At 31.3% G+C, this 19,217-nt stretch carries 14 protein-coding genes; 11 read left to right on the top strand and 3 right to left on the bottom strand.

All coding sequences use genetic code 11. From position 1 onward, the window contains the following. Positions 1-27: 27 nt before the first annotated feature. Complete coding sequence (locus WNY60_RS07205; RefSeq protein WP_342861973.1) at positions 28-576, top strand: hypothetical protein; 549 nt, start codon at positions 28-30, stop codon at positions 574-576. A gap of 281 nt (positions 577-857) precedes the next feature. On the opposite strand, the gene WNY60_RS07200 is transcribed toward WNY60_RS07205, so the two are convergent. Next, positions 858-1,667 (bottom strand): DUF2971 domain-containing protein, encoded by an 810-nt coding sequence (locus WNY60_RS07200; RefSeq protein WP_342861972.1) that lies wholly within the window; start codon positions 1,665-1,667, stop codon positions 858-860. A gap of 84 nt (positions 1,668-1,751) precedes the next feature. Continuing rightward, positions 1,752-4,154 (bottom strand): outer membrane beta-barrel family protein, encoded by a 2,403-nt coding sequence (locus tag WNY60_RS07195; RefSeq protein ID WP_342861971.1) that lies wholly within the window; start codon positions 4,152-4,154, stop codon positions 1,752-1,754. 157 nt (positions 4,155-4,311) lie between these two features. On the opposite strand from WNY60_RS07195, the gene lepA reads away from it, so the two are divergent. Then, positions 4,312-6,108 carry a translation elongation factor 4 gene (gene lepA / locus WNY60_RS07190; RefSeq protein ID WP_145005069.1) on the top strand — a complete coding sequence of 599 codons (1,797 nt, stop codon included), beginning with the start codon at positions 4,312-4,314 and terminating at the stop codon, positions 6,106-6,108. Positions 6,109-6,177: 69 nt separating this feature from the next. On the opposite strand, the gene WNY60_RS07185 is transcribed toward lepA, so the two are convergent. After that, on the bottom strand, positions 6,178-8,022 hold the full coding sequence (locus WNY60_RS07185) for a sodium:proton antiporter (protein ID WP_145005066.1): 1,845 nt from the start codon (positions 8,020-8,022) through the stop codon (positions 6,178-6,180). A gap of 170 nt (positions 8,023-8,192) precedes the next feature. On the opposite strand from WNY60_RS07185, the gene WNY60_RS07180 reads away from it, so the two are divergent. The 9 genes from WNY60_RS07180 to WNY60_RS07140 all read left to right on the top strand — a co-directional run bounded on the left by WNY60_RS07180 (position 8,193) and on the right by WNY60_RS07140 (position 19,217). Beyond that, on the top strand, positions 8,193-9,041 hold the full coding sequence (locus WNY60_RS07180) for a universal stress protein (protein ID WP_145005062.1): 849 nt from the start codon (positions 8,193-8,195) through the stop codon (positions 9,039-9,041). Next, the gene (locus tag WNY60_RS07175; protein WP_342861970.1) at positions 9,038-11,224 is read left to right on the top strand and encodes a SulP family inorganic anion transporter; all 2,187 of its coding nucleotides are present in this window, start codon (positions 9,038-9,040) and stop codon (positions 11,222-11,224) included. The genes WNY60_RS07180 and WNY60_RS07175 overlap by 4 nt, the downstream gene beginning before the upstream one ends. Positions 11,225-11,297: 73 nt before the next feature. Next, entirely contained in the window at positions 11,298-12,158 is an 861-nt protein-coding gene (locus WNY60_RS07170; protein ID WP_145005056.1) for an MBL fold metallo-hydrolase, read from the top strand. Between the two features lie 19 nt (positions 12,159-12,177). Continuing rightward, positions 12,178-13,794, top strand: a complete 1,617-nt coding sequence (locus tag WNY60_RS07165; RefSeq protein ID WP_342861969.1) for a S8 family peptidase — start codon at positions 12,178-12,180, stop codon at positions 13,792-13,794. 64 nt (positions 13,795-13,858) lie between these two features. Next, complete coding sequence (locus WNY60_RS07160) at positions 13,859-15,685, top strand: M1 family metallopeptidase (protein ID WP_145005049.1); 1,827 nt, start codon at positions 13,859-13,861, stop codon at positions 15,683-15,685. A 101-nt stretch (positions 15,686-15,786) separates the two neighbouring features. After that, a complete protein-coding gene (locus tag WNY60_RS07155; RefSeq protein ID WP_339807461.1) occupies positions 15,787-16,272 on the top strand; it encodes a hypothetical protein in 486 nt (161 codons plus the stop codon). Positions 16,273-16,349: 77 nt separating this feature from the next. Then, positions 16,350-17,165, top strand: coding sequence for a S24 family peptidase (locus tag WNY60_RS07150; RefSeq protein WP_342861968.1), 816 nt, complete (start codon positions 16,350-16,352; stop codon positions 17,163-17,165). A gap of 2 nt (positions 17,166-17,167) precedes the next feature. Continuing rightward, entirely contained in the window at positions 17,168-17,533 is a 366-nt protein-coding gene (rnpA, locus tag WNY60_RS07145) for a ribonuclease P protein component (protein WP_145005040.1), read from the top strand. Positions 17,534-17,582: 49 nt separating this feature from the next. After that, on the top strand, positions 17,583-19,217 hold the full coding sequence (locus tag WNY60_RS07140; protein ID WP_342861967.1) for a S41 family peptidase: 1,635 nt from the start codon (positions 17,583-17,585) through the stop codon (positions 19,215-19,217).

The raw sequence follows: 19,217 nt of genomic DNA, 5'->3' as shown, positions 1-19,217 counted from the left end.
AGTAGGTGATAATTAAAAATTTAAGTTATGAAATTACAAAAGCAATCAGTATTATTTTTTTCTGTTATTTTATTTTTAGTAATGCAGGTAAATGCCAGCACAACTATATCTCCTAATATAGGTAAAGATATATCAAGTATTATTGATTCAGAGGTCAATATAGGGGATGATATTTTTTTCAAGGGTGGGATGTTTAGGTTTCAAGGGTTTGGATTCAAAATTTGTGCGTCTTGGGGAGATCAAGCTGGAGGTTGTAAAGGTGGAATTATTTTTCAAGATCCAGATTTTTCTGTATCAGTTAATGGTAAAGAGATAAATTCGTTGGATATAGAAGCTTTAGGTATTAAAGAAAAGTATAGTCAGGACACTCCAATTGAAGTAGTTTATAATCCTTTAAAATCGAAGGAAAAAATAAAATTGATGTCAACACCTAGAAAAATTTTGTTTAAAAACAATAAAACAGGAGAAGTTATAACATTAGCTTCAGTAATTGAAATTAAAATGTCTTGTGGTGAAAGTCAGAAAACTAAAGCTTCAACTTATTCAAAAAAAGCTATACAGATGAAGAGAAACTAAAAAAAATAATTATACAGTTAATTAAATGGTTTTATATGATGATATATAAAACCGTTTTTTGCTTTGTATATTTAAAAGTGAGTTTTTTAGCTACTATAATTAAGAATGAAGATTCTGTTCTGCCAATGAATGCCAACGTTGTTGTATATGGTTTGTTGCGTGGTTTAAGCAACTAATTTAGTAAATAATTACCGACCAAGAAAGTCCGCGAGGACTTTCGTAAGTAGCCGAGAAGCCAGCAATAAATTATATACGGTGTTGGCAAATCGTTTTTATTATATTCAAATTTCTGAAAATTCTAATTTCACTTTTAATGAATTTGGTTTAACTTCAAATATTTTTGTATTCGGATATTGAGTTTTTATAATGTTGATTAATAAACTATAATATTCATAATTTGCACTTTTCATTTTATGTCCAATATATATTTCTTTTAGGCATTCTTTATTAAATTTCATTTTTCTTTCAAAACTATTGGTTGACCACGAAATTGTTCGATATTCTTGTTCATAATTCCAATCATAATATTTCCAATTGTATTCAAATGTTAAAGCCAAAACTTTACTAATTGTAACTTTGTCTTGGTTATTTAATTTTTGGAGATATAATTCTTTAATGGCTTTTTTAAGTGATTCATTTCCTGGAATATAATTTTTTAGATACGAAACGTGAGTTTGAAGAGTTATATTTTCATTATCAAAAAAGTGGTCATTTTTAAATTTCAAACAAAATCCATTGTAATTATTAGTATAATGTCCCCACATTAATGGATTGTTATTTATTAGACTAAAACAACAAACACCTAATTCATTTCTATGGTTTTCTAAATCTTTATAATTATTTAAAATTTGTTCTTCTCTATTAACTAAACAATCAAAAGGGTCATTAAAATCTCTAGGATTTGAGAAGTATATATAATTTTCAAGAAGAGAATTTAAATTATAATTTGTATTTCCGTAAAACTTATAGATTTCTTTTGGTTTTTCAAGTTCTATTCCGCTTTTAAAAATTCGATGAATATATTCTCGTTTATTTATTCTACCTAAATTATGGCTATATAAATAATCTTCAAAATTCCATTCGATTTTCATTTCTTAAAGTTCAGTTTTTAATGTTTGCCAACAATTAAATAAAATGCCTATAAACCATAAACACAATAAAAAATAGCTATTATACTACTTCTCTAGGCGTTCACGTTCTTTTAGCGATTTAGTACGCTCGTTTGTTTGTAACGTAGTGTTTCCAAACTTGTAACTAAAACCTAATTTAACGTAACGATTATCTATATTATGATAACTGTAATTGTTTTGGTTAGCAAATTTAGATCTTGCCCCAAGGTCTTGTTGGTTAAATAAATCGGCAAACATTAAACTAATTACTGCTTTGTTTTTTAAGGCCTTTTTACTTAAACTTAAATTAGAATATGTTATGGACTCTCCTAATAAAGTACCTTGTAAAAATTGACTATAATAAGCTACGGAAAGGTTAACAGATAGACTGTTATCTTTTAGCATATTAAACCCAGCATTAATTTCGGAGTAGTTTGACCACTGATTAAAATTAGACGTTTGATTATTAAAATCGATATCAAAATCGTGATTAAAAAGACTAGTCAAAAAGAAGACTGAATACTTGTTTGAGATATATAAATCTGCCATAAAATCAAGTCCATATTCTCTAACATTTTGAATATTGGTAGGCGAATAAATCAAAAAATTATTGGCGTTATCTTGTATAGGTAATTCGTTAATTTGATTGGATACTGTTTTGTAATATGCCTCTATAGTAAAGGTGTTGTTAATAGAAGTCCCAATGGTAGAGTATGTTGTAAACGATGGTTGTAAGTTAGGATTACCTGAAACTATAATGTTATCGTTTAAAAAGAAGTTAAACGGATTTAAATTTGTGTAATTAGGACGTTGTATATACCTTTTATACGACACATAAAGGTTAGCTTTTTCAAACGCTTGCCATGTTACATTTAATGTTGGAAACAACTCCAAGTAGTCTTGTGTTTGGCTTACATTAGTCGCAGGAGAAAACCCTTCTAGATCAGTATGCTCTAATCTTAAACCAGTAGACATGCTCCATTTATCCCAACTTTTATCATAACTTAAATATCCTGCATAAACAGACTCGTCATAATTAAAAGCATTTGTATTAGCTGTATTCAATACTTGGTTACCTGTAGTTTGGTCCACATCAAATTGCACAATGTCGCTGTCTGTATTTATGTTAGAGGATTTAACACCAAAGGATAGGTTAGAACTATCATTGATTGGTAGTTCGTAATCTAATTTTAAAGAAAAAATATCTGTAGATTGATTATTTCTGGTATTAAAAGCAGTACTAAAGTTTGAAGCATTATTCTGTAAAAAATAGTCAGAATTGACATGTTGACTTCTATTAAAATCATAGGTCGTATAATGTGCATTTGCTAAAAATTTAGCACCATTTTTTAAATTAAGCTTATAGTCTAAATCTGTACCAATATTATACTTGTCATCTTTAGATGAGTTATAAGAATTAAAATTGTAGTCATTTAACCCTTGTAAGTCGTTTACAAAAGTGATTCCGTTTGTTTGATAATCAAAATATGGTAAATACAATACGTTTGAAGACAAGCTAAGGGTATTATTATCGTTAATATAATAATCAAAATTTAGATTTGCATTGTGTGTATTAGACGTTGTATTTCGATCCAAATCTGTTCTCCAAAATTCTGTTGCAGTATTGTTTTCTTGGTAATTAATTTCGTCTAAATTGTGTCTATTTATCTTAGTATGGTTGTAGCTGTAATTAAGATTAACGTTTATTTTATCCGTTTTATAAAACTGATTTAATCCACCATCATATCTAGGATATACACCTTGTGTGTAATGCGTTGTTACGCTACCTCTGTAACCCATAATTAGGTTTTTACTCATCACAATTTTTAAAACAACACCACTAGAAGCATCATATTTAGCAGATGGACTGGTAATAACTTCTATTTTTTGGACCGCATTTGCTGAAGACGCATTTAACAACATAGCTAACTCTGATGCTGATAAGTTTACTTTTTTATCGTTTATATAAATTGTTGGGCTACTATTTTTAACCAAAATATTATCGTCCAAAACCAAAACACCTGGTGTACTTTTTAAAACATCAAGCATTGTACCTTCCACTAAAGCAGTATTTGCAACGTTAAATATCATGCGATCTGCTTGTTTTGTAAACGTTGGTTTTTTTGCATTAACGGTTACTTCGCCTAAAGTTTCTGGTAGTGTTTTTAATATTATGGTATCTAAATTAACATCATTAGTCAATGTTATATTTTTAGTTTCGGTTTCAAAACCTAAAAACGAGATTTTTAAAACATACTCTCCAGAGGTTAAATTGTCAATACTAAATTGACCATCTTCATTAGTACTTGATCCTGATATAACTTGTGATTGATCAGAAGTATACATGATTGCGTTAGCAAATAAAATGGGTTGATTTGAGTCATCTACAACGTTCCCAGAAATGGTTAAATCCTGAGCATAAGTAGTCATAGATAAACAAAAAACGATAATAAAATTAAAGCGATTCATTTATAATAGGTTAAGCCTGCAATATAATAATTGTAATTAACATTAAAGTGTGGGAAAAACCGCAAATTTATATGAATTTGTATTCCTAAGAAAAAAGAAAAAAAGCCCAATAATTACTATATATTTGCAATATCTTTATTTATAAAGAGATTTGACTATGAAGAACATCAGAAATTTTTGCATAATTGCACATATTGATCACGGAAAAAGTACACTTGCCGATAGGTTACTAGACGCTACTGGCTCTGTAACAGCAAGAGAACAACAAGCTCAATTATTAGATAGTATGGATTTAGAACGCGAACGTGGTATTACCATTAAGTCGCATGCTATCCAAATGGACTACATTTATGAAGGCGAAAAATTTGTTTTAAACTTAATTGACACACCTGGTCACGTAGATTTTTCTTATGAAGTGTCAAGATCTATTGCAGCTTGTGAAGGTGCTTTACTAATTGTAGATGCTGCCCAAAGTATACAAGCGCAAACTATATCTAACCTTTATTTAGCCTTAGAGAATGATTTAGAAATTATTCCTGTTTTAAATAAAGTAGATTTACCAAGTGCAAATCCAGAAGAAGTTACAGATGATATTGTAGATTTATTAGGTTGCAAACCAGAAGATGTTATCCATGCAAGTGGTAAAACAGGTTTTGGAGTAGAAAACATTTTAAAAGCAATTATTGAGCGTATTCCTGCACCAAAAGGTGATCCTGATGCGCCTTTACAAGCCTTAATATTTGACTCAGTTTATAATACTTTTAGAGGTATTGAAACTTATTTTAGAGTATTTAATGGTGAAATTAAAAAAGGACAAAAAATTAAATTTGTTGCTACAGATAAAGAGTATAATGCAGACGAAGTTGGTACTTTAAAACTAACTCAGGTTGCAAAACAAAGTGTTAAAACAGGAGATGTAGGTTACCTAATTACAGGTATTAAAACTGCTAAAGAGGTAAAAGTAGGAGATACTATTACGGACTTTGCTAATCCAACGACTAATATTGTCGAAGGTTTTGAGGACGTAAAACCAATGGTTTTTGCTGGTATTTATCCAGTAGATACAGAGGATTATGAAGAGCTGAGAAACAGTATGGAAAAGCTACAACTTAATGATGCATCCTTAGTGTTTCAGGCAGAAAGCTCTGCAGCTTTAGGTTTTGGTTTCCGTTGTGGATTTTTAGGAATGTTACACATGGAAATTATCCAAGAGCGTTTAGAGCGTGAGTTTGACATGACGGTTATTACTACTGTACCTAACGTATCGTACCATGCTTACACAAATAAAAATCCTGAAGATGCTTTTATAGTGAATAACCCTTCGGATTTACCAGATCCTTCAACCGTAAATCGTGTTGAGGAACCTTATATTAAAGCAACGATAATTACAAAATCAGACTTTGTTGGTAATGTAATGAGCTTATGTATAGAAAAACGAGGGATGATTATTAATCAAACGTATTTAACACCAGAACGTGTAGAATTAACTTTTGAAATGCCTCTTGCCGAAATTGTATTTGACTTTTATGACCGATTAAAAACAGTGTCTAAAGGTTACGCATCTTTTGACTACCACCCAATAGGTATGAAGGTGTCTAAATTAGTACGATTAGACGTATTATTAAATGCACAGCCTGTAGATGCTTTGTCTGCTTTAATACACGCAGATAACGCACATAACATAGGTAAAAAAATGTGTGAGAAGTTAAAAGAATTAATTCCGCGTCAACAATTTGATATTCCTATTCAAGCTGCAATTGGAGCAAAAATTATAGCTAGAGAAACCGTTAAGGCTTTACGTAAGGATGTTACCGCAAAATGTTATGGTGGTGATATTTCGCGTAAGCGTAAACTTTTAGAGAAACAGAAAAAAGGTAAAAAACGTATGCGTCAAGTAGGTAATGTAGAAATACCTCAACAAGCATTTATGGCTGTTTTAAAACTTAACGATTAAGTTAACTATTAGATATAAAAAAAACCTTCATTGTTAAAATGAAGGTTTTTTTATGCCTTATACTTTTAGTTAGACTGTGTCTACTTTTTCTACGTCTAAAGGTTTTCCTAAATAGACTAAATAATAACCTTCACTTACGTCTTCAAAATTAGTGTTGTAAGACGATATTATGTGTAACTCTCCTTCGTCATCCTTTATAAATAATGGAACTATTTCACGGTCTTCATTTGTGGTTTTAATTAAATCCATTAGATGTGCTTTATCTATAATTTCAATTTCTTGAATACTAGGAAATTTTCTAGTTACATCTGAAAGTGTGTTAAAGTCATCTGTATGAGAAAATAAACCTTCATGTGGATTATTATTTTCATCTAACATCTCTTCTGTAGACACTAATCTAAACGCACCATTTTCTCCAAATTGCTTTGAAAATTTATTGATAGCATATTTATTAATTTCGTTGTTTCCTGTTAAAGCCATTAAATATCCAACATCATTAAGCTCGATATTATCAGTTAATGTTTCAGAATAGATATTGGTGTTTATAGCTTCCAAACCAAGCTCTTTAGCTTTGTTAATGTTATTTTGATTACTATCAATTAGGACCACATGTCTACCATGTGACTCTAAGTAGTGCCCAATTAACCTAGATACTTTTGATGCTCCTACTATTAGTATTCCATTAGATTGGGTTAAAAACACACCAACTAACTTAGCAAAAAGTCTAGCTGTTGTCGCATTTAAAAGTACAGTACCTAAAACAATTACAAATACTAAAGGAGTAATATACTCGGCTCCTTCAACACCTTTACTAGCTAATTTTAAACCAAAAAGCGAAGCGATTCCTGCAGCTACAATACCACGTGGTCCAACCCAACTAATAAACAGTTTTTCGTTTAATTTAAGCTTAGATCCATACGTACTTAAAAAGACACCAATAGGTCTAATAACTAATATTATTATAGCAAAAAGTGCTACTGTATTCCAGTTATAAATTAATAATAGCTCGCTGTAATTAATATTAGCTGCTAGTAAAATAAATAATATTGAAATTAATAGTACGCTTAAAGATTCTTTAAAATATAATAAGTCTTTTAGGTATGGAGAGTTTGAGTTACCTAACACCATTCCCATGACCACTACTGCAAGTAATCCAGACTCGTGCGCAAAGACATCCGACAATACAAAAACACCTAAAACAGCTGCTAATGCAAAGACATTTAATAAATAATGAGGTACCCACTTTTTATTAATAATAAAATTTAAAGCATGTGCAAAAGTAAATCCAAAGGTAGCTCCAAATAACACAATTTTACCAAACTCTATTAATGCGGTTTTAGTAAACTCTCCACCTGCGTCAACACTAATAAATTCAAATACTAATACTGCTACTAATGCTCCGATTGGATCAATTAAAATCCCTTCCCATTTTAAAACTGCAGAGATGTCTTTTTTAAGCGGAATGTTTCTTAAAATAGGTGTAATTACTGTTGGTCCTGTAACAATAATTAATCCCGAAAATAAATATGAAATCTCCCATGTTAACCCAAAAACGTAATGTGCTGCAATACCAGCTCCAAAAAAGGTAACCAAAGACCCTACAGATATTAACTTGGTAATTACAGGTCCAACATTTTTAATTTCGCTCATTTTTAAGGTTAAACCTCCTTCAAAAAGAATAATACTAATGGCTAAGGATACAAAATAAAACAAGCTTTCGCCAGGAAATAAACCTTCGTCACCATTCCATATTGGTTCTATCCATTTGGTTCCATCTTCACTTAAAAACTCGGCTGCAATTGGACCAACCAACAAGCCAATTAATATTAAAGGTAAAATTGCTGGTATTTTTAATTTCCAAGCAACCCATTGTGCAAGTATTCCTAAAATAATGATTCCTCCTAATTCTATCATTCAATTATCGTTTTGGTGAAAATACTAATTCTAAAATTCTACTTCTATAATTTAACCCAAATTTAGAGTAAAAAGTTAAATTTTTAAGCCTAGACCACTATCTAACTCAATTTTTTTAAACTTAAAAAAATGGTATCTTACAATTTTTCATCAAAAAACTACTAACCTAATTGACAATAAAGCCCTTTAAAACCATTGGAATTGGTATCGCGTTTTCGCCCAATCTTAAAGCTAATATTTTTGAAGCTGCTAGACTAGCTTTATTTTTTGATGCTAAACTAATTATGATTCATATTGGAGCACAATCTGATGATAAGTCAAAAACCATAAATAGTATATTAAGTAGCTTTAAAAAAGATAATCTAAAGTATGAAGTCGTCTTTAAATCAGGAAACCCAGTTGCTGCTATATTAGACACTACAAATAAAAAAGATATAGACCTTTTAATTATTGGAGCTGCTAAACGTGAAAATTTATTAAAATACTATGTTGGTTCTATTGCTAGGAAAATAACTAGACAAGCCAAGTGTAGTCTACTATTATTAATTAATCCATCTATTGACAGAATTGTCTGTAGACACATAGTTGTTAATGGATTAGAAGATCCAAAAACCGAACAAACCATAGCGACTGCCTTTTATGTTGCATCAAAACTTAAAGCCGAAAAAATAACAATAGTAGAAGAAATTAAGCCCAATGAAATTGCAGTTAATGTGGATGATGACAAATCTTTAAGACATGCTAATATTGTCAGAGAACGTATTAGTAATCGTGAAACCTCAAGAATTAATCATATAATTGAAGATTTACCACAAGAATATACTAATACTATTGCAATAAAATCGCAACCTATTTTTGGAACCCAAGGGTATTCCATTGGTCATTATGCCCAAATATCTCGAGCAGATTTGTTAGTCATGAACGCGCCAACAAAAATGACGTTTTGGGATCGTTTATTTCCGCATGATATTGAACATATTTTAACTGAACTACCAACCGATGTTTTAATTATTCAATGAGTCCAAAACAAAATAATACAACAGTCTTTTTTAAAGCATTACCTAAAAATATATTTTCTGGTTTTGTGGTAAGTCTTATTGCCTTACCTTTAGGTTTAGGCTTGGCTATGGCTAGTGATGCACCTCCAATTTCTGGAGTAATTGCTGCTGTAATTGGTGGAATTTTAGTCTCTATTTTAGGTGGTAGTCACGTTACTATCTCTGGTCCAGGTAACGGATTAGTTGGTGTGCTTTTAGGTACTATTTTAACCTTGGGTATAGAAAGTGCTTATGCTGCCATTATTTGCTCTGGAGCCTTATTATTACTTTTAGGCTTTTTAAGATTAGGCAAATTAGCAGATTTTTTTCCATCCTCTGCCATTCAAGGTATGCTAGCTGCTATTGGTCTTATTATACTAGGAAAACAGTTTCATATTATGTTAGCGCATAGGATTAAAAGGGAAGATACGGTTGATTATTTATTCGAAATCCCATTTACTATAAACGATGCTATACATTACGATAATACAGGATTAATTTATGCTGCATTAGCTGGAGTTATTAGTTTTTTAATTATGATATTTTATTCTAAACTAAGAAACAAATACTTACAACTTATACCTGCTCCAATGTGGATTGTTATACTTTCTATTGGATTTAGTTATTACTTTGAGTTGGTTGCGCATCAAGCCAACCCAATTGCAATAAATTACATGATTTCTGGTATACCAGAATTTTCAGAAATTATATCGCAAATACCAACTGTGGATTTTAGTAAAATCGGGACATTTCCGTTTTGGACTAGTGTATTAGCTTTAACATTAATTGCTAGTATAGAGTCCTTGTTAAGTATCAAAGCTGTAGATAAATTAGATCCAGAAAAAAGAAGAAGTAATGTAAACAGAGATCTTAAAGCCTTAGGATTAGCAACCATAGGAAGTGGATTTTTAGGTGGTCTTAATGTCGTAACTGTAATTGCAAGAAGCTCAGTTAACGTTAATAATGGCGGTAGTAATAGGTCTTCCAACTTTTTTCATGCTTTCTTTTTAGTTATTTTTATTGTCTTATTTAGTACGCAATTAGCACGTATACCATTACCAGCATTAATGGCAATATTAGTTTACACAGGATATAAACTAGCGTCTCCAGAAAATATTAAAAAGATTTTTAGAATTGGAAAAGAACAGTTAATCATCTTTTTTGTTACCCTAATTGTTACATTAAAAATTGGTTTAATTTCAGGTATTTTATCAGGAGTATTAATCACATTTATTATACATATTGTCTTAAATAAAAGTATATCACTTTTTGCCAGAAATTGGCTTAAACCAAACGTTTTAATGTTTCAAGAAGATGGTCATTATTACATAAGTGTTAAGCATTTTTGTAGCTTTTTAAATTTCTATAAATTAAAAGCTAAAATAGATGCAGTACCAGAAAACGAAGACGTTATTATTGATTTTTCGCTATGCCAATTTGTGGACCATACCGTTATGGAAAACCTTAATAACTATCAAGAGCTATTTGCAAAACGTGGTGGACACTTTGAAGTTTTAGGCTTAGATTTACACGATACAGACTCAGAACATCCATTTGCATTGCGTCGCTTACTTCCTGTACCAAATGTTATTAAAAATAGCTTGACGCGTCGTCAAACCACCATGGAGGAGTTAGCAAACGATTACAACTTAGACTACAATGCTAAAAAAGAAAAACAAACGGGCTTTTTAAACAATTTTTTATTTTTCAGGGTAAAACAAATCAACTACATCTATAACCAAACCATTAATAAAAGCAATGGTTTAAAATTATTTGATATCGAGTTTTCTGAAGGAGAATTTATTGCTAAAGAAGTCGTGCGTAGTACAATGCTTCATATTAAACTAAACAAACAAATTCCAGAGTTTACTCTAGACAGAGAAGGGTTTTTAGAAAAAGTCTATGCTTTTGCTGGTTTTAAAGATATTCCTATTAAAAACCACACCGATTTTTCCAATCGCTTTTATTTATTAGGTGAAGATACGCAAGCTATACAACAGTTTTTTACAGATCAAATCACGCACTTTTTTGAAAGTAATCCCTACTACCATATCGAGTCTAATGGTCAAGATTTGTTAGTCTTTGGACGCGAGCGATTAGCTAGCATAAAAGAAATTAAAGCACTTTACGATTTTGGTAAACGTCTAAAAGCGGTTATTTCTTAATAAAACCTTAATATTTTAAGTGTTTAACACTTATTTAGTAATTTGCAGGTAGTTTTAAAACTAATTTTTTATAATGAAATTACATCCAATACAAGCTGGTCATTTTAAACTAGATGGAGGTGCCATGTTTGGTGTTGTCCCAAAAACTTTATGGACCAGAACCAATCCAGCAGATGCTAATAATTTAATAGATATCGCTGCACGTTGTTTATTAATTGAAGACGGAAACCGTTTGACACTAATTGACACAGGAATGGGAACCAAACAAAGCGAAAAGTTTTATGGTCATTACAACTTATATGGAGATGATACTATTGAAAAATCTTTAAAAGCAGCAGGTTTCTCTACAGACGATGTTACAGATGTGTTTTTAACGCACTTACATTTTGACCATTCTGGAGGTGCTTTTAATTATAATAAAGACCGTACAAAATTAGAATCTGCCTTTAAAAATGCTCACTTTTGGAGCAATAAAGACCATTGGAAATGGGCAACAGAACCTAATAGACGTGAAGTTGCCTCGTTTTTAAAAGAAAACATATTGCCAATGGAACAAAGTGGACGACTAAAATTTACAGACCTTCCGCAGGATGATATTTTAAAAAATTCAGCTTTAGGTTTCGATATATTTTATGCCAATGGACATACAGACAAACAAATGATACCAATGATTAATTACAAAGGTAAAACCATTTGTTTTATGGCAGACTTATTACCAACCGTTGGACATTTACCTTTACCCTTTGTAATGGGTTATGATACAAGACCATTGTTGACGTTAGACGAAAAAGAAAAATTCCTGAATCTAGCAGCAGATAACAATTATTACTTATTTTTGGAACACGATGCACACAACGAAATAATTACTGTGCAACACACAGAAAAAGGCGTACGATTAAAAGACACCTTTACTTGTAACGATATTTTTAATTAACAATTCAAAACAATTTATAATGAAGATTACCTATAAACCAATTTTATTTTCGGCTTTTGCTGCGATAGTTTTATCTAGTTGCGGTGGAAGTGCTCCAATATTATCTACACCTATAGAAAATATTGACAACACACCAATGAAAGAATCTGCTTTAACAGACGCAGAAGCACACAATTGGGGACACTTAGATTTAGTAAAAGATACTATTCCTGGTATGAGTGTTGATAAGGCTTACGCCGAAATTATTAAAGGTAAAAAAGGACAGCAAATTATTGTTGCTGTTATTGACTCTGGTATAGATATTACACACGAAGATTTAGATGGTGTTATCTGGACTAACCCTAAAGAAATTGCAGGAAACGGAAAAGATGATGACAATAATGGTTACATCGATGATGTCCATGGATGGAACTTTTTAGGAGATGGTTATGACGAGCAGTTAGAAATGACGCGTATTGTTGCAACTGGAGACACAAGTATCCCAAGATATGCTGAAGCAGCAGAAAAACTAGAAAAAGATTACCAACAAGCCTTAAGTGGTAAGCAACGTTACGACCAAATATATGGTCAAGTAAGCAGCGCAAATAAAGTATTAACTGCACACTTTAAAAAAGAAGATTATACACCTGCAGAAGTTAACGCAATCACTGCAGAAGAAGGATCTGAATTAGCAACAGCAGTAGCTACAGCTAAATTTATGTATTCTAACGGGATGACATCTATTTCTGAAGCTGAAAAGCAAATTAAAGGTGGTGTAGAGTATTTTACTGACCAATTAAACGCTAACTTAAACAAAGACTTTAACGGTCGTAAAACAGGAGATAATCCAAACGATTTTAACGATAAGCCAGGTTACGGAAACGGAAACGTTATGCCAGTAAAAAAATCTGAAAGTCATGGAACACACGTTGCAGGTATTATTGCTGCAGAGCGTAACAATGGTTTAGGAGCAAATGGTGTTGCTAATAACGTAAAAATTATGTCGCTTCGTGCAGTACCAAATGGTGACGAGTACGATAAAGATATTGCAAAAGCAATTAGATATGCTGTAGATAATGGCGCTAAAGTAATTAACGGTAGTTTTGGTAAAAGCTTTTCTATGCACCCAGAATGGGTAAGAGATGCTATCAAATATGCAAGTGATAAAGGTGTAATTTTTGTACATGCTGCTGGTAACGATAGTAAAGATGTAGATGTTGAAGCTAACTTCCCTGATGACAATATTGATTATGTAGAGTTATCAAACACTTACATTCGTGTTGGTGCATTAGCACCAAGTTATGGTACAAAATTAGTTGCTGGTTTTTCTAACTACGGTAAGAAAAATGTAGATGTTTTTGCTCCAGGAGCTCAAGTATATTCTACAACTCCAGAAAACGAATATGATACTAAAGGTGGTACAAGTATGGCTGCTCCTGCTGTTGCAGGTGTTGCTGCTTTAGTTTGGTCACAATATCCAAAACTAACAGGTGCACAAGTAAAACAAATTATTATGGATTCTGGTTTAGCTGTAACGTCTAAAGTTATTGTTGGTGGAGATGCTAAAAACATTCAACCATTTTCTGACCTAAGTCAATCGGCTAAAATTGTAAATGCTTATAACGCTTTAGTTATGGCTTCACAAATTTCTAAATAACAATTAATAATTCAAAAAAGCCTCAACCTTTTATGTTGAGGCTTTTTTATTTCAATTTAAAACAATGAAAAAATTATTTCTTTTAATTTCCGCTTTTGGTATTTTATCGTCTTGTAATTCTACCAAACAAGTTGCCAATTCATCTAGTAACACAACAGATTCTAAATCTACCTATTGGCAACAACATGTAGATTACAAAATGGATATTGATATGGATGTAAACACGTATCAATACAATGGTAAACAAACGTTAGTGTATACTAACAACTCGCCAGATGTTTTAAATCGCGTGTATTACCATTTATATTTTAATGCCTTCCAACCAGGTAGCGAGATGGATGTACGTTCTCGTACTATTGAAGATCCAGATAGACGTGTTGGAGATCGTATTAGTAAATTGGCTCCAAACGAGATTGGTTACATTAAAGTAAAAAGCTTAAAGCAAGATGGTAAAACATTAAGCCATGAGACTGTTGGAACAGTTCTAGAGGTTGACTTAGCAAAACCTATTCAGCCAGGAGAAAGTGTGACTTTTACAATGGATTTTGATGCACAAGTACCACAACAAATTAGACGTTCTGGTCGTGATAATGCAGAAGGTGTTGCTTTATCAATGACGCAATGGTATCCTAAATTAGCAGAATATGATTTTGAAGGATGGCATGCTGACCCATACATTGGACGTGAGTTTCATGGTGTTTGGGGAGATTTTGAAGTAAATTTAACTATTGATAAAAATTACGTTGTTGGTGGTACAGGTTACCAACAAGGCGAAGCTGAAGTAAAAGGAAACAAAAAAACGTTACGTTTTAAAGCACCTAAAGTACATGACTTTACTTGGGCTGCAGATCCAGATTACATCCACGATACTATGCAAGTACCTAATGGTCCGATGCTAAACTTTTATTACAAAAACGATTTACCAGCAGAAAATTTACAGTTTTGGAAAGATTTACAGCCTAAAACAGTACAATTAATGCAATATCTATCTGAAAACGTTGGAAAATATCCATACGATCAATACTCTGTTATACAAGGTGGAGATGGTGGAATGGAGTACGCTATGTGTACTTTAATTACAGGAAAACGTAGTTTTGGTAGTTTAGTTGGTGTTACTGCACACGAAATGGCACATACTTGGTTTCAATTTTTATTAGCTTCTAATGAAGCAAAACATGAATGGATGGACGAAGGTTTTACAAGTTACATTAGTGATTATGCAATGGATGCAATTAATAATACTAACCTAAAAAATCCAGCTGCTGGAGCATATAATGGTTATTACTATTTAGTAAAATCAGGAAAAGAAAAACCACAGTCAACTCATGCAGATCGCTATGAAACTAACATGGCTTACGGTATTACTGCTTATAATAAAGGATCTGTATTTTTATCTCAATTAGGATATATTATTGGAGAGGATAACCTAAAGAAAACGCTTAAAAAATATTTTGATGATTTTTCTTTTAAACACCCTAGACCACTTGATATTATTAGAACTGCTGAAAAGATTTCTGGTTTAGAGCTAGATTGGTACTTAATGGACTGGACACAGACTACAAATACCATTGACTATGCCATTACATCTCTTGAAGAAAATAACAGCATTACAACCGTTAATTTAGAGCGTATTGGGCTAATGCCAATGCCTTTAGATTTAGAAGTAGAATATACAGACGGAACAACAGAACAATATTACATTCCGTTACAAATGATGCGTGGTGAAAAACCAGTAGCAACAACAACTAAAATTATAAACGATTGGGCTTGGGCAATGCCAACCTATAGCTTTAGTATTAGTAAGCCAAAAAGCATGATTAAATCTATAACTATAGATCCAAATCAGTTAATGGCAGATATAGATAAAACTAATAATACTGTAAAACAGTAGATAAAAATAGATTAATCTATTTTATAAAAGCTACAACTTAGGTTGTAGCTTTTTTGGTTTTTAAAACGATATATTTGATAAACTTTGAGCAATACATTATTATGAAAAAAATTATACTGCTTACCTTATGTGTCTTAATTTTTTCTTGTAAAAATAATTCTAACGATACAATCACACCTAACAGCAATAAGACCACTAACAATAATGAAAAAAACACCAAACCTAATACAACGCTAGCTTTTCTTGTAAATGTAAAAAATTTAGAAAAGGATGTTGCAACTAATCCAATAGAGGCTTTTAAAAAATCTGCAACAACAGAAGCAAAAGAAGTTATATATATAACTAGTGACAATCTTAAAACTAGTTTAAACTTAGCTAAAAAACATGACTATGCAGTTATTACTGTAGAAGATCATACTATAATTAAGTTAAATTTACAAGATTGTAAACCATCAAATGCTTGGGATGCTTGTATGCCAAAAGCAGAAGGTTATATTAAAAAAGGGGACTTAATTTACCAAAACGACTATTGTAATAATATCATTGGATTACCAGATAATCAAGAGCGTATCTTATACTTGTTTTAAATAGTACAAATGTTTAACTTTTATTAATTTGTATATTAGCCTTTAATTAGATTTTAAACAGGATTACTTCTTGAACCATGCAGCAGATTGATCAAAAAATCACCACAATAATTAGCCATTTTAATCTTAATAATTATGCGTTTTCAAAACGTATAGGTGTGACTGGTACAACTATTGACAGTATTATAAATGGACGTTTACAAAAGGATGGTACGCGTAAAAAAACTAAGCCTGGTTATGACGTATTAAACGCCATTATTAATGTATTTGATATCAATCCAAATTATCTATTTGGAAAAAGTAAAGTTATGCTAAATCAAGATTTACCCAGTAGTCCATCATTTTCTGGTGTGCCTCAGGTAATTTCGGTAACAAGTAATAATAACGAAAATGTAATTTATGTACCTATAAAAGCAAGAGCAGGCTACCTAAATGGCTATGCTGACACCCAGTATATTCAAACCTTACCTTCTTTTTATATGCCTAATCTTGCCCATGGTACGTTTAGGTGTTTTGAAGTTCAAGGTCACTCAATGGTAAGTACATTTTTTGATGGAGATTTAGTATTTGCTAAATATGTAGAACAATTACAGGATATAAAAAATGATCAAATTTATGTTGTAATTAGTAAAAACGATGGTATTGTTTTAAAGCGTATTATTAATACCACTACAACGGATAAAAAACTGATTTTAAAAAGTGATAACAAGGACGGAAATTATCCTGATTTTTCAATAAACATTGAAGATATTATGGAAATTTGGCACGTAAAAATGTTTGCATCTAAACAAATAGCTCAACCTGTTGATGTCTACGATAGGTTGCATGAACTTGAAACTAAATTAGTACAATTACAAGATTCAGTATTAAAAAAAGACTTAAAAAATAACTAATAATGCGTCTTACTTATAATAAACACGAAAAACTTAAAAGCCAAAAAGCAATCGAAAAATTGTTTGAACAAGGTAAATCAGTGTCTGCTTATCCATTACGTATGGTATATTTAAAAAATGATACAACTTTAAAAGTTGGTGTATCTGCTAGTAAACGTAATTTTAAAAAAGCTGTAGATAGGATTCGTGTTAAACGCTTACTTAGGGAAGGCTACAGATTAAATAAAAATCTATTAATAGACAATAATAATGACCATTTCACGCTTATGATTTTATATCTTAGTAAAGAAATGCCAGATTTTGAGGTAATTAATCAAAAAATGAAAACGTTATTATCTAAATTTAATGACCAAATTTCTAAACCATAAGGACTTTTATTTTCAAAATTCTTATCGCATTTAGTTCAAAAAAAATATCATGAAAAACATATTAAAAAAACGTCTTATAATTCCAATATTAGCTGTTACCATTTTATTTACAGGTACTGCTTTTAAAAGCGATTTTTTTGAAATAGCTAAACAAATAGAAATATTCACTACCCTTTTTAAAGAATTGAATATGAACTATGTGGATGAAACTAATCCTGCAGAATTAATGGATAATGCCATTAAAAATATGCTTAACGACTTGGATCCATATACAAAATTTTATAACGAGCAAGATGTAGAAGCAGAGCGTATACGTCGTACAGGAGATTATACAGGAGTTGGAGCAAGGATTAAGACACTAAAAGATAAATTATTGGTTATTGAGCCCTACAAAGACTATCCAGCAGACAAAGCAGGATTAAAAGCTGGTGACGAAATTACAGCAGTAGATGGCACAATACTAGATGGTTTTGATGGTGATGCTTCAGACCTTTTAAAAGGAACACCAAACTCTACATTAGAAATTACCTATAAACGTCAAGGAAAAACAAATACAACCACTGTTACACGATCTGAAATAGAAATTGATGCTGTTCCTCACTTTTCCATGATAGACGCTAAAACAGGTTATATTGTGCTTCAAAAATTTAACGAAAAAGCGTCTTTACAAACTGGTTATGCTTTAAAAGATTTAAAAGCACAAGGTGCAACACAAATAATCTTAGATTTAAGAGGTAATCCTGGTGGCTTATTAAACGAAGCGGTTAATGTAGTTAACCTGTTTGTACCAAAGGGACAATTAGTAGTTACCACAAAATCTAAAGTAAAAAAATACAATAAAACCTATTACACATCTAAAGAACCTATAGACACAAACATCCCAGTTGTAGTATTAATTGATGGTCGCAGTGCATCTGCATCAGAGATTGTTTCTGGGACACTACAAGACATTGATCGTGCAGTTATAGTTGGGTCTAGAAGTTTTGGTAAAGGACTAGTACAACGTCCTAAAAAGCTAACTTATGGTACACAATTAAAAGTAACAATATCAAGATATTACACACCTTCTGGAAGATGTATACAGGCTTTAGATTATTGGAACAGAGATGACAACGGTAACGCTGTAAGAGTTAAACAAGAAAATTACAATGTCTTTAAAACTAAAAATGGTCGTAAAGTGTTTGATGGTGGTGGTGTCTTTCCTGACGAAGCTTTAGAGGTGACTAAAAATACAGCAATAACAGACGCTATTTTAAATAGTCAAAGCATATTTGATTTTGCAACAACCTATTACTATAAGAACAAGATAGAAGATATCTCTAAATTTAAATTAACAGATACCGACTTTAATACCTTTAAAAACTACCTAAATACATCAGGTTTTGAGTTTGAAACGGAAACTGAAAAAGCACTTAAAAAAGCAATGGAAGTTTCAAAATCTGAAAATTTAGATGACGATATTAGCAAGGATTATAAAACCTTAATAACTAATCTAGACAACTCTAAAGCTAAAGCAGTAGAGAATAATAAAAAACAATTAATTAACTTATTAACAGATGAAATTGTTAAACGTTACGTCTACAGAGAAGGCTTATATGAGTACTATAAAACTCATAATGAAGAGATTAAAACTGCAACAGATATTTTATCAAATACCTCAAAATACAATAGATATTTAAACTAA

This window comes from Olleya sp. AS48 (assembly GCF_038900355.1).
In the GTDB taxonomy this organism is placed as follows: domain Bacteria; phylum Bacteroidota; class Bacteroidia; order Flavobacteriales; family Flavobacteriaceae; genus Olleya.
This window is presented reverse-complemented; position numbering and strand designations above follow the sequence as displayed.